The sequence below is a fragment of the Mesorhizobium sp. M0514 genome (genome assembly GCF_040321145.1).
In the GTDB taxonomy this organism is placed as follows: Bacteria; Pseudomonadota; Alphaproteobacteria; order Rhizobiales; family Rhizobiaceae; genus Mesorhizobium.
Window position 1 is genome coordinate 26,571 of record NZ_JAMYQZ010000003.1, and the last position, 13,270, is coordinate 39,840.

General features: G+C 62.6%; 11 protein-coding genes. 10 read left to right on the top strand and 1 reads right to left on the bottom strand.

Annotated features, from left to right (window positions below):
• The first annotated feature begins 161 nt into the window (after positions 1–161).
• From NKI61_RS01920 to NKI61_RS01960, 9 genes are all read left to right on the top strand, one after another.
• Positions 162–1,841 carry an amidohydrolase gene (locus tag NKI61_RS01920; RefSeq protein ID WP_023683468.1) on the top strand — a complete coding sequence of 560 codons (1,680 nt, stop codon included), beginning with the start codon at positions 162–164 and terminating at the stop codon, positions 1,839–1,841.
• A gap of 156 nt (positions 1,842–1,997) precedes the next feature.
• The gene (locus NKI61_RS01925) at positions 1,998–3,098 is read left to right on the top strand and encodes an ABC transporter ATP-binding protein (protein WP_023691713.1); all 1,101 of its coding nucleotides are present in this window, start codon (positions 1,998–2,000) and stop codon (positions 3,096–3,098) included.
• 2 nt (positions 3,099–3,100) lie between these two features.
• Positions 3,101–4,021 carry an ABC transporter permease gene (locus NKI61_RS01930; RefSeq protein WP_023828190.1) on the top strand — a complete coding sequence of 307 codons (921 nt, stop codon included), beginning with the start codon at positions 3,101–3,103 and terminating at the stop codon, positions 4,019–4,021.
• Positions 4,014–4,814 carry an ABC transporter permease gene (locus tag NKI61_RS01935; RefSeq protein WP_023733423.1) on the top strand — a complete coding sequence of 267 codons (801 nt, stop codon included), beginning with the start codon at positions 4,014–4,016 and terminating at the stop codon, positions 4,812–4,814. Before NKI61_RS01930 ends, NKI61_RS01935 begins: the two co-directional genes overlap by 8 nt.
• Before the next feature lie 23 nt (positions 4,815–4,837).
• Positions 4,838–5,872, top strand: coding sequence for an ABC transporter substrate-binding protein (locus NKI61_RS01940; protein ID WP_023733422.1), 1,035 nt, complete (start codon positions 4,838–4,840; stop codon positions 5,870–5,872).
• A gap of 62 nt (positions 5,873–5,934) precedes the next feature.
• Positions 5,935–7,131 (top strand): serine hydrolase domain-containing protein, encoded by a 1,197-nt coding sequence (locus tag NKI61_RS01945; RefSeq protein ID WP_023733421.1) that lies wholly within the window; start codon positions 5,935–5,937, stop codon positions 7,129–7,131.
• Between the two features lie 33 nt (positions 7,132–7,164).
• A complete protein-coding gene (locus NKI61_RS01950) occupies positions 7,165–8,346 on the top strand; it encodes a serine hydrolase domain-containing protein (RefSeq protein WP_352838749.1) in 1,182 nt (393 codons plus the stop codon).
• 114 nt (positions 8,347–8,460) lie between these two features.
• Positions 8,461–10,782: a Tex family protein gene (locus NKI61_RS01955; RefSeq protein ID WP_352838750.1), complete on the top strand. Its 2,322-nt coding sequence runs from the start codon at positions 8,461–8,463 to the stop codon at positions 10,780–10,782.
• Between the two features lie 65 nt (positions 10,783–10,847).
• The gene (locus tag NKI61_RS01960) at positions 10,848–11,030 is read left to right on the top strand and encodes a hypothetical protein (RefSeq protein ID WP_023671771.1); all 183 of its coding nucleotides are present in this window, start codon (positions 10,848–10,850) and stop codon (positions 11,028–11,030) included.
• Between the two features lie 11 nt (positions 11,031–11,041).
• On the opposite strand, the gene NKI61_RS01965 is transcribed toward NKI61_RS01960, so the two are convergent.
• Positions 11,042–11,953 carry a LysR family transcriptional regulator gene (locus NKI61_RS01965; protein ID WP_023733418.1) on the bottom strand — a complete coding sequence of 304 codons (912 nt, stop codon included), beginning with the start codon at positions 11,951–11,953 and terminating at the stop codon, positions 11,042–11,044.
• Between the two features lie 106 nt (positions 11,954–12,059).
• Between NKI61_RS01965 and NKI61_RS01970 the strand changes: the two genes are divergently transcribed.
• Positions 12,060–13,256, top strand: coding sequence for an acyl-CoA dehydrogenase (locus NKI61_RS01970; RefSeq protein ID WP_023699743.1), 1,197 nt, complete (start codon positions 12,060–12,062; stop codon positions 13,254–13,256).
• Positions 13,257–13,270 lie beyond the last annotated feature (14 nt).

The window sequence follows — 13,270 nt, forward strand, 5'->3', positions numbered from 1 at the left end:
TCGCATTCTTTTATCCACGCTGTTTTGAGAGATCACAAGGGGAATTTCGAAACAGCGCACTGGCATCAGTTTTCGTCCGATAACGCCGCTCCAGCGGAGTGGCAGCTTGTCGGACAAGAGGGTTGTCGGTCTCAGCCAGTCGTCAAAAGCGCGGAGTCGCGATGTCTGTCACGGGTGCGGGTCAAAATGCTGATCTGATCGTCATCAATGGTCGCGTGCGGACCATGGACGATGACAATCCCGCCGCCGAGGCGATTGCCGTCAAGGACGGCGCCATCATCGCCATAGGCAACCACGCCGCCATCGAAAAACTCAAGGGAACGACCACAGAGGTGATCGACGCCAAGGGCGGTTCGGTCCTGCCCGGTTTCATCGAAGCCCACATGCATCTGTTCTCGGGAGGGGCCGAGCTCGCGCATCTTCAACTCGGCGGTATCCATGGCTTCGAGGCGCTTCAAAGCGCCATCCGCGACTACGCAACGACGCGGCCCGAGGCGAAAATGCTTGTGGGCCAGGGCGTCGACTACACCGTGCTCGGCGACGAGCGGGTGACACGCCATCATCTCGACGCCATCCTGCCCGACCGCCCCTTCTGCATGGCAGCGCCCGACCACCATACGATGTGGGCCAACACCAAGGCGTTGGAGATAGCCGGCATCCTGAAGGGACGCACGCTCGGTCCGGGCAACGAGATCGTGATGGGTGGCGACGGCCTGGCCGCGGGCGAATTGCGCGAGGGCGAGGCCTTCGGTCCGGTGCTCGACCTTGCCGGCGAAAGCCGGGTGCGGCTGGGGCTGTCGACCGGCGGTGAGCCCGACCCAATGCCGTCGGCCGCCGAGCGGGCCGCTGACCGTGACATCATGCGGCGCGGGCTTGCATGGTGCGCGCGCCACGGCATCACCTCGATCCAGAACATGGACGGCAATCTCTACCAGCTCGAACTGCTTTCCGAGATCGAGGCCGAGGAGGGATTGCCCTGCCGCGTCAAGATCCCGTTCCACTACAAGAATTTCATGACGCTCGACATGCTCGAGAAGGCGTCCGTCATGGCCGAGCGCTACCACAGTGAGTGGCTGTCATCGGGCATGGTCAAGGTGTTCTATGACGGCGTGCTCGATTCCTGGACCGCTGTTATGGTCGAACCCTATGCGGATCGTCCCGACTGGGTCGGCGAGCCGCTGTTCACGCCGCAGCAATTTATCGATCTCGCCGTGGCTATCGACAAACGCGGGCTGCAGATCGCGGTGCACTCGATCGGTGACGGCGCGGTGCGCGCAGTGCTCGACGGTTACGAGGCGGCGCAGAAGCTCAATGGCAAGCGCGACAGCCGGCACAGGGTTGAGCACATCGAGGTCACCACAGCAGCCGACGTGCCGCGTTTTGCCGAACTCGGCGTCATCGCCTCGATGCAGCCGTCGCATCCGCCCGGCGCCATGGATTTTCCACTGGAGCCGACGGTGTCACGCATCGGACCGGCCCGCTGGCCGCTGAGCTATGCCTGGCGCACCCTGAAAAGCGCCGGCGCCCATGTCGTGTTCGCCTCGGACTGGCCGGTGGCAGCGATCGACCCGATCCTGAGCATTCAGGCGGCAGTGCAGCGCAAACCATGGGCAGAAGGCGATCCTGACCAGAGTTTCTCGCTGCAGGAAGCGATTGCCGCCTACACGGTCGAGGGCGCCTATGCCGAATTCGCTGAGCATCGCAAAGGCGTTCTGAAACCCGGCTACATGGCGGATCTGGTGGTTTTGTCGGCCGATATCGAGAAGACGGCGCCGGCCGATCTGCACAAGCTGCGACCGGTGACGACGGTCTGCGGTGGCAAGGTCACCTACCAGGCCTGACAATGGCATGCGGCTTGCACAGCTTGCCGCTTGCAAGACGAAATGACCGACTGAACTGTGATTCAATGCCGGACTTGCCAACCTACCGGCCGTGTGGTCACATCGAACAGGGGAAAAACTCCGCCAGCAAGAGCGGGGTCAACAGTGAGGCGTATCGTGCCGGAAAAACCGGATCGGAATGCAATTGAAGTCGTAAACGTCAGTAAAATTTTCGGATCGGGTGAGGGGCAGGTCGCTGCCCTCGATACGGTCTCGGTATCCATCCGGGAGAATGAGTTTTTTACACTGCTGGGACCATCCGGCTGCGGCAAGACCACGTTGCTGCGGCTGATTGCCGGCTTCGACTTTCCAACCGCCGGCGAAATCCTCCTCTACGGCCAGGACATCGCGCCGTTGCCGCCCTTCAAGCGACCGGTCAACACCGTCTTCCAATCCTACGCGCTGTTCCCGCATATGACGGTCGCCGACAATATCGGCTTTGGCCTGGAAATGCTGGGCAAGCCGAAGGCCGAGATCAAGGCGCGCGTCGCCGAGATGCTGAAACTGGTGAAGATGGAGGCGCTGGCGGGCCGCCGCACCAGCCAGATCTCCGGCGGCCAGCAGCAGCGCGTGGCGCTCGCCCGGGCGCTGGCGCCGCAGCCCAAGGTGCTCCTGCTCGACGAACCGCTCTCGGCCCTGGACTACAAGCTGCGCAAGGAAATGCAGATCGAATTGAAGCGGCTGCAGCACGAGACGGGCATCACCTTCATCTTCGTCACCCACGACCAGGAGGAAGCGCTGACCATGTCGGATCGCATCGCGGTGATGTCGTCGGGCAAAATCCTGCAGGTCGGCTCGCCGCGCGACATCTACGACCGGCCGGCCGAGCGTTTCGTCGCCGACTTCATCGGCGAGTCGAACTTCCTCAAGGCGGATGTGGTTAGCGCGACTGGTGGCCGGGCGACGGTGAAGCTGCCGTCTGGTGTGGAAATCCCAGCCTCGCTGCCGGAAGGCTTCAGCCCCAGCGGCAAGGTCACCATCGTCGTGCGTCCAGAGCATGCGCAGTTGGGCACGGCCAGCCCGAGCGCTTCGCTGTCCGGTACCGTCGAAAACATCGTCTATCTCGGCACCGACACGCACTTCCATCTGCGCCTTGCCGGTGGCGAGCCGTTCATCGTGCGGCGTCAAAACAGCCGCGGCGCCGGTGACGGTTTCGTGCAGGGCGGCCAGATCGGCATCATGATCGGCAACGACGCCGCGCAAGTGCTGAAGGACTGATCATGGCGACCGCGGAACAAGTCGCCAAGGCAGCGCAGCGACGCGATGTGCGCGACCGGTGGCTGCTGTCAGCGCCAGCCTTGCTGGTGATCTTCCTCGCCGCGACCGGCCCCTTGCTGATCGTGCTGATCTACTCGTTCCTGACGCCTGGCCCCTATGGAGATGTGAAGTGGCAGTTCTCGCCCGATGCCTGGCTGTCGGTGTTCATGGAACGCGACATTTTCGACGATACGCTTTCGCTTGCGGCAGCGCATGTCACCATCTTCTGGCGCTCGATCAAGCTGGCGGTGATAACGACGATCGCCACTTTGGCATTGGGGTTTCCAACCGCCTATTTCATGGCGACGCGCAGCGAGAAAACCAGGGATCTCTGGCTGTTCCTGATCACCATTCCGTTCTGGACCAACCTTCTGATCCGCACCTTCGCCGTGCTGCAGATCATCCGCAACGAAGGCATCATCAACACCATCCTTATTAAGCTTGGTATCGTCTCAGCGCCGGTCCAGATTCTCTTCACCGACACGGCGATCCTGATCGGCATGGCGTATGTCTACCTGCCGCTGATGGTGCTGCCGATCTATGCCAGCATGGAGAAGCTTGATTTTCGCCTCGTCGAGGCGGGCTACGACCTCTACGCGACCCGTTTCAAGGTATTGCGGAAGATCATTTTCCCGCTGGTCAAACCCGGCGTCATTGCCGGCTCCATCCTGGTCTTCATTCCAGCCCTTGGCGCCTATGTGACGCCGAGCGTGCTTGGCGGCGGCAAGAATATGATGCTGTCCAACCTGATCGAATTGCAGTTCGGCCAAGGCCGCAACTGGCCGCTCGGCTCGGCGCTGTCGATCACGGTGATGATCATCGTCATGGTGGCGCTGCTTGCCTATGTGCGCAATGCCGGCAAGTCGGGGGTGCGGCATGGCTAAGAACTTTTCCATCAAGCACCAGACCGGCTTCACGGTGGTCGCTGCGACCTGTTTTATCGTGCTCTATCTGCCGATCATCGTGCTGGTCGCCTATGCCTTCAACGCGGCGAACTCGACCTCCGAATGGGGCGGCTTTTCGATGCGCTGGTTCCAGTCGGCTTGGCAGAACGTGCAAGTTATCGACGCGACGCTACGCTCGTTCCAGATCGGCGCCGTCGCTGCGGTGCTGTCGACAATCTTTGCCACCATGGCCGCGCTCGCCACCACGCGCACCGCGTCCTATCCGGGCCTCACCTTCAAATATGCGGCGATCAACCAGCCGCTGATGGTGCCCGAGATCGTCACCGGCGTGGCGCTGCTGATCTTCTTCTCGCGCATCAAGATCTTCACCGGCTATTCCGGCATCGGCTATCTGATCGCCGCGCACACGGCGTTCTGCATCCCGTTCGCCTATCTGCCGATCCGGGCGCGGCTGGAAAACATGGACCTGACGCTGGAGCGCGCGGCCGCCGATCTGTATGCGACGCCGTGGAAGACCTTCCGCCGCATCACGCTGCCGCTTTTGTGGCCCGGCATACTGGCCGGACTGATGCTGGCCTTCGTCATCTCGCTCGATGACGTCGTCATCACCGAGTTTGTCAAATCGGGCGGCCAGGATACGCTGCCCACCTACATGCTCGGCCAGATCCGCCGCGGCATCACGCCTGAGATCAACGCGATATCGACCGCCTTCCTGCTGCTTTCGGTCGCGATCGTCACGTTGTTTTTCTTCGTCAGCAGGAAAAGAGACTGAACCGACAAATGGGAGCTAAAACCATGAACTGGAAAACAACGACAGCCGCCATCGGGTTGGCGCTGCTCGCAACGACGAGCCTGGCCAGCGCCGATGGCGAGCTGAACATCTACAATTGGGGCAACTATACCAGCCCCGACGTGATCAAGAAATTCGAAGCCAAATACAACGTCAAGGTGACCATCACCGATTACGATTCCAACGATACGGCGCTCGCCAAGGTACGCCAGGGCGGCACCGGCTTCGACATTGCCGTTCCGTCGCAAACTTACGTGCCGATCTGGATCAAGGAGGGTCTCGTCCAGGAGACCGATCCGGGCAAGATGGAGAACTTCAAGAACGTGGCGCCGGAATGGGCCAACCCAGACTTCGACCCCGGCCGCAAATATTCCGTGCCGTGGGCGCTGGGCACCGTCGGCGTCGTCGTCAACACCGATGCCTACAAGGGACCAGCCGACAGTTGGGGCATCATCTTCAACACGCCCGACGAGTTGAAGGGGAAGGTCAACGTCGTCCCGGAGATGGGCGACGTTATCTTCGCGGCGATCAAATATGTCGGCGGGCAGCAGTGCACCGACGACAAGACGGTGCTGAAGAAGGTGCGCGACACGCTTGTCGCGGCCAAGCCAAACTGGATCGCCATGGAATACAACACCATCGAAAAGATGGGCGCCGGCGACTTCAAGGCGACCAGCGACTGGAACGGCTCGGCGCTGCGCCAGCGGTTGGCCAATCCGGCCATCCACTACAATTATCCGAAGGAAGGCTACGGCCTGTGGAGCGATAACGTCGTCGTTCTCAAGGAAGCCAAAAATGTCGAGAACGCCAAGCTGTTCCAGAACTTCATCATGGATCCGGAAAACGCGGCCGGCCTCTCGGCCTTCCATCGCTACGCAAACGCCATTACCGGCTCGGACAAGTACATGCCGGCCGATATGAAGGATGCCCCGGAAGTCGTCATTCCGGAGGCTGCGAAGGCACAAGGCGAATTCCAGAAGATGTGCGCGCCTGAGATCCAGGACATCTACACCAAGATCTGGACCGAACTGCAGAAATAACCGCAGTCTGACAGACCCAGCGGCATGCGCCGCCGGGTCTTTTCTTTTCCGGAATGGCTTTCATGGACTCCTATCGCAACAGCGATCCGCGGCCGTCGATCATGCAGGGCTCGCCGCCTCAAATGGTGCTGCCGAAGCTCGACTGGGATCGGCCGCCATGGAATCGCTGGGCCTTCCAACACATCCGCGAATTCCTGCCGACCATCGAGGTCTGGCGCGGTAATGGCCATCGCCATCGTCTTGAGCGCGCAGAGACCGATCTCGACGCGCTGCCGGTGGAAGACAGCAAGGGCCGTCCGACGACGCTCGTTGGCCTGCTCGACGAGACCTACACGGACGGCTTCCTGGTGCTCAAAGACGGCAAGGTCGCCTATGAGCGCTATTTCAACGGCATGGCCGAGCGCACGCTGCATCTGTCGCAGTCGATGGCGAAGTCGGTAACAGGCACCGTGTTCGGTATTCTGGTTGGGCGCGGCTTGATCGACCCGGCCAAACCGGTGACCGCCTATCTGCAGGAGCTCGGCGCGACCGGCTGGGACGGCGCCAGCGTGCAGCATGTGCTTGACATGACGACGGGTGTTCGCTTTTCCGAGGAATACACCGATCGCTATTCCGATATCGGCCAGGTCGATGTCGCCACCGGCTGGAAGCCGGTGCCGCCGGACAGCGATCCGGATTTCCAATGGCCGCCGCATCTGTTCGAGTTGATCCTGCAGCTGAAGGACAAGGTGCGGCCGCATGGCGCCGCGTTCGAGTACCGCTCGATCGAGACCGACGTGCTTGCCTTCATCATGGAGCGGGTCACCGGTAAACGGCTGGCGCAGTTGGTGTCCGAGGAGCTGTGGCAAAAGCTCGGCGCCGACGAGAGCGCCTGCTTCACGGTTGACAGCGCCGGCTATGCGCTGGCCGATGGCGGCTTCAACGCGACGCTGCGAGACTACGCCCGCTTCGGCCAGTTGATCCTCGACAATGGCCGCGGCATCGTGCCGGCCGACTGGATCGAGGCGACGCGCAACGGCAGGCATGCGCCGGATTTCAATCCGAGCCTGCCGGAGGGCAGCTACCGCAACCAGTTCTGGATCGAAAACCCGCGCTCACGCGCACTGATGTGCCGGGGCGTGTTCGGGCAGATGATCCATATCGACTGGGACACCGGCATGGTCGTGGTCAAGCTTTCAAGCTATCCGGATTTCAGCAATGTCGCCTATTCGGTGGCAACGCTGAAGGCGGTGCACGCCATCGCCAAGAAGCTTGGTTGACCCACAACAAATCATCCCTCCGAGGAAACGTTCATGACTGGCAAGACTGCGTTCGAGATCCGCTACGGCTTTGCCCGTAATGAGGTGCTGCTCTCCAACTGGCGCGAAAACCCCTTCAACCGCTGGTCATTCCAGAACCTTGGCGAACTGGTGCCGACCGCTCCCGTGGCGGCGACGCCGGGAAGCGTCGAAGCGCCGGTGCGGGACCTGAGCGGCCTGCTCGGCGAAAAGGTTTCGATCGCCAGCGCCCCGGAAACGGTGGCCGAATTCCTCACACGTTCGAGCAGCGACGCGCTGACGGTGCTGAAGGCTGGCAAGGTCATCGGCGACTGGTTTGCGCCCATTATGGATTTCGGCGCCCGTCACATCGTCTTTTCGATCAGCAAATCGGTCACCGCCATCATCGCCGGCATATTGGAAGGCGAGGGCGTGTTCGACCCGGAAGCGCCAGTGACGGCCTACATTCCGGAAGCCGCCGGCTCGGCCTATGCCGATGCAAGCTGCCGGCATGTGCTCGACATGAGCGTCAGCCTCGATTTCGAGGAGGCCTATCTCGATCCCGAAAGCGCCTTTGCCCGTTACCGCCGCGCGACGCTGTGGAATCCGGGCGGCGGCACTGAAAGCTTGCGCGAATTCATTCTGACCTTGCAGCGGCTCGAAGAACCGCATGGCAAAACCTTCCGCTACCGTTCGCCCAATTCCGATCTGCTCGGCCTGCTGCTCGAACGAGCTTCCGGCCAGCGCTTCCCCGACCTGATGCGCGAGAAACTGTGGCTGCCGCTGGGTGCTGTCAGCGAGGCTTCGATCGGCGTCGACATGGAAGGTACGGCGCGCACCGCCGGCGGCATTTCGGTGACGCCGCGCGACCTGGCGCGTATCGGCGAGATGATGCGGCAGGGCGGCACGGCCAATGGCCGGCGCATCGTGCCGGAAGGCTGGGTGCGCGATACGACCGTTGCCGGCGGCAGCGCGGAGGTCTGGCAGCGCGGCACGATGGTGCATCTGTTCCCGAAGGGCCGCTATCGCAACAAGTGGTACCAAACGGGTGCGGCAAACGGTGCTTTCTGCGGCATCGGCATCCATGGCCAATGGCTCTACGTCGATCCGAAGACGGAAGTGGTGATTGCAAAAATGGGGTCGCAGCCGGTGCCTGAAGATTATCCGCTCGAACGCGAGATCGTTGCCTTTTTCGAGGCGCTGAGCGGGATGGTCTGAGGACGAGCCAAGGCAAGGCGCTTTCCTGTGGACCTCTTTGACGCTTGAGAACACTGCGGTTGGCGTGACGGACATCAGCGCCTATGGTCGCCGCTCTTTGCGACAGGGACCAGCATGGCAGCAGACAGCAAACGCATCGCATCCATCATCGCGGCAGAGATCGGGGCGCGGCCGGAGCAAGCATCAGCAGCTATAGGGTTGCTCGATGAGGGCGCGACGGTGCCGTTTGTGGCGCGCTACCGCAAGGAGGTCACCGGCGGGCTCGACGACACCCAATTGCGCGACCTTGCCGAGCGATTGGCCTATCTGCGCGAACTCGATGCGCGCCGCGATACCATTCTCGGTTCGATCCGCGAGCAGGGCAAGCTGACCGAGGAACTTGAGGCCAAAATTGTGGCTGCCGCCACCAAGGCTGAACTGGAAGACATCTACCTGCCCTACAAGCCCAAGCGCCGCACCAAGGCCGAGATCGCCCGGGAGCGCGGGCTGGGGCCATTGGCGGAGGCTATTTTGGCCAACCGGTCGTTGGTGCCCGCCGAGGCGGCGCTGGCTTATGTGACCGAGGATTTGACCGACGCCAAGGCCGCACTGGAAGGCGCACGCGACATCCTGTCGGAACAGTTCGCGGAAAATGCCGATCTGGTCGGCAAGCTTCGCACCTACATGAAGGAGCGCGCTTTCATGCGTGCCCGTGTCGTCGACGGTAAGCAGGAGGCCGGGGCGAAATTCTCCGACTATTTCGAGCATGTCGAGCGTTGGGCAAATGTTCCGAGCCACCGCGCGCTGGCCATGCTGCGCGGCCGCAACGAAGAGGTGTTGTCGCTCGACATCGAGGTCGATGCCGACGATGCCTCGCCGGTGAAGCCGGTCGAGCGGATGATCGCCAATGCCTACGCCATCGGCGGCAGCCTGCCGGGCGACCGCTGGCTGATGGAAGTCGCCGGCTGGACCTGGCGGATCAAGCTTTCGCTGCACCTGACGCTCGATTTGATGCGCGACCTGCGCGAGCGGGCGGAGGAAGAGGCGATCCATGTCTTTGCACGCAACCTCAAGGATTTGCTTCTGGCGGCACCCGCCGGCTCGCGGCCGACCATGGGGCTCGATCCCGGCATCCGCACCGGCGTCAAGGTCGCGGTGGTAGATGGCACCGGCAAGGTGCTGGCGACGACGACCGTCTATCCATTTCCGCCGCGGAACGATGTGCGCGGCACACAGGCCCAGCTCGCAGCACTCATCCGCCAGCATAAGGTCGAGCTGATCTCGATCGGCAACGGCACCGGCAGCCGCGAGACTGAAAAGCTGGTCGCCGACATGCTGTCCGACATGCCTTCGGATGGTAGGCCAAAGCCGCTCAAGGTGATCGTCAGCGAGGCCGGCGCCTCGGTCTATTCGGCCTCGGCGACAGCGGCGGCTGAGTTTCCCGGGCTCGACGTGTCGCTGCGCGGTGCGGTGTCGATCGCCAGGCGCCTGCAGGACCCGCTCGCCGAACTGGTCAAGATCGAGCCGAAATCCATAGGCGTCGGCCAGTACCAGCATGACGTCGACCAGTACCGGCTTGGCCGCTCGCTGGAGGCGGTGGTGGAGGACGCGGTGAATGCTGTCGGCGTCGATCTCAACACCGCCTCGGCGCCGCTTTTGGCCCGCGTGTCAGGCCTAGGCGCGTCGCTTGCCGATGCCATTGTCGCGCATCGCGATGCGACCGGGCCGTTCGCCAGCCGCAAGGAACTGCTCAAGGTGGCGCGGCTTGGACCGCGCGCGTTCGAACAGTCCGCAGGCTTCCTCCGCATTGCCAATGGCAGCGAGCCGCTCGACGCCTCGTCGGTCCATCCGGAAGCCTATGGCGTGGCCAAGAAGATCGTCGCTGCCTGCGGCCGCGATGTGCGCTCGCTGATGGGAGACAGTGCCGCGCTCAAGGCGCTCGATCCGCGCGTCTTCGTTGACGAACGGTTCGGCCTGCCGACGGTGCGCGACATCATTGCCGAGCTGGAAAAGCCCGGCCGCGATCCGCGCCCCGGCTTCAAGACCGCAACCTTTGCCGATGGCATCGACGATATCAAGGATCTGAAGCCCGGCATGCTTCTCGAAGGCACCGTTACCAATGTCGCGGCCTTCGGCGCCTTCGTCGATATAGGCGTGCATCAGGACGGGCTGGTGCATGTCTCGCAACTGGCTGATCGTTTCATCAAGGACGCGCATGAGGTGGTGAAGGCCGGCGACGTGGTGAAGGTGCGGGTCGTCGATGTCGACATCAAGCGCAAGCGCATCGCGCTGTCCATGCGCAAGGACGGCGGCGAGGGCGGGACGCCGAAGGGGCCGCGCGACAATGGCGGCGGAAAGCCGGCGCAACCTTCGCCGATGCCGCAGCGTCAGCCGGAACGACCGGCACAGCAAGGCGCGTTTGGCGCAGCACTGGCCGATGCCTTGAAGCGGAAGTAGCCTCGAATGGTTCCTTGCAATCGCTAGAGCGTTATCTACCATCCTTGTGTGGAGATACGCGCGATATGGCAAGTTTCGAGAAAGTGAGTGTCCAAGAGTTGGGGCGTCTTTGGGACGAGGGCATGGCGAGTGGCAGTTCGGTCGATGGAGACCAGGCTTTCGCCCGGATCAAAAGCAAGCTCGATGCGAAAGTTGCCGAACGCAAGTCGCAAAAACGCTGCGCTTCCAGCCGGAAACCGAGCCGATGAAGCGGAAGTAGCTACCAGGCCAGAACGGCCGGTTCCTTCTCAACCTGGCCCAGCAGCCAGTCGCGAAAGCTGGCGACCGGCGGGTGGCCGCGCTTGTCGTTCGGGACGACGAGGTAGTAGGCGCTGCGGCTTTGCATCGGCTGTCCCGGCGCCTGCACGAGCTGACCGCGCTGCAATTCGCCGGCGATAAGAACTTGCGGCAGGAGCGCGACGCCAAGCCCCGCCATGCAGGCTTGGGCAACGGTGCCGAATTGCTCGAACTGCATGCCGGGTCCGATCGGTGCGCTCAAGCCCTGTTCCTCGAACCATTCGCCCCAGGCGCCAGGGCGCGTCGCCATGTGCAGCAGCGGCAGGCGGCTGATGTCGGCCGCCGTGGTGATATCGCGGCTGGCAAGGAAGTCGGGCGAAACCACCGGCATCACGGTTTCGCGCATCAACAATGTGGAATCGGCGTCCGGCCAGTCCGGCTGGCCATGATGGATAGCGGCGTCGAGGCGTTCGCGGGCGAAGTCGAAGCGGCCGATGCGGGTGACGAAGTTGATGGTGATGTCAGGGTTTTCTGCGACGAAATCCGGGATCAGCGGCATCAGCCAGCGCGTGCCGAAGGTCGGCAGTATGGCGAGGTTCAGCATGCCGCTATGCCGATTGCTCATCAATCCGAGCGCGGCGTCGCGCAATTGCCCGAGTGCCGCCCGCACGGCTTCGGCATAGATTTCGCCCGCCGTGGACAGCCGAACATTGCGGCTGTCGCGCTCGAACAGCCGGCGGCCGAACTGTTCCTCCAGAAGTGCTATCTGGCGGCTGACGGCCCCTTGGGTCAAATCGAGTTCCTGGGCGGCAGCGGTGAAGGAGCCAAGGCGGGCCACGGCCTCGAAGGCGGCAAGGGCGCTGGTGCTGGGTAAAAGCCGGCGTTGGACGTTCATGATCCATTACTAAACCTCATTGATCTGTGATGCAATTTTGTTTGATTTTTCCGAAGCGGAGGTGGATAAGCCCGAGCACTTCAAGATTTTGGGAGAGAGCGAAGCCATGGCCGCCGACAAGAACGCGTTCGTCTGGGAAGACCCCTTCCTGATCGAGAACCAGCTTTCCGAGGATGAGCGCATGGTGCGCGATGGCGCGGCCGCCTTTGCCGCCGACAAGCTCGCGCCGCGCATCGAGGAGGCCTATCTCGAGGAAAAGACCGACGCCGGCATTTTTCGTGAGATGGGCGAGGCCGGCCTGCTCGGCATCACCATCCCTGAGGAATATGGCGGTCTCGGCGCCAATTACGTCACCTACGGGTTGGTGGCGCGCGAGGTCGAGCGGGTCGATTCCGGCTACCGCTCGATGATGTCGGTGCAATCGTCGCTGGTGATGTACCCCATCCATGCCTATGGCTCGGAAGAACAGCGCAAGAGATACCTGCCGAAGCTGGCTTCGGGCGAATGGATCGGCTGTTTCGGCCTGACCGAGCCGGATGCCGGTTCCGATCCGGGCGGCATGAAGACGCGGGCCGAGAAGACGGCGAACGGCTACAAGATTTCCGGCTCGAAAATGTGGATATCCAACGCGCCGATCGCCGACGTGTTCGTGGTCTGGGCGAAGCTGAAGGGCGACAACGGCAAGGACGAAATCCGCGGTTTCGTACTGGAGAAGGGCATGAAGGGGCTGTCGGCGCCGAAGATCGGCGGCAAGCTCAGCCTTAGGGCCTCGATCACCGGCGAGGTGGTGATGGAAGGCGTCGAAGTCGGCGAAGACGCGCTGCTGCCCAACGCCAGGGGCCTCGGCGGCCCATTCGGCTGCCTCAACCGGGCCCGCTACGGCATTTCCTGGGGCGCGATGGGCGCCGCCGAGGATTGCTGGCACCGGGCCCGGCAGTATGGGCTCGACCGCAAGCAGTTCGGCAAGCCGCTCGCCGGCACGCAGCTGTTCCAGAAAAAGCTCGCCGACATGCAGACCGAGATTGCGCTCGGCTTGCAGGGCTCGCTGCGCGTCGGGCGGCTGATGGATGAAGGGAAGATGGCACCGGAGATGATCTCGATCGTCAAGCGCAACAATTGCGGCAAGGCGCTCGACATCGCCCGCCAGGCCCGCGACATGCATGGCGGCAACGGCATCCAGATCGGCTACCACGTCATGCGCCACGCGCAGAACCTGGAGACGGTCAACACCTATGAAGGTACGCATGACGTGCATGCGCTGATCCTTGGCAGGGCTCAGACGGGGATACAGGCGTTTTTCTAAAGCTGTGCCGATGT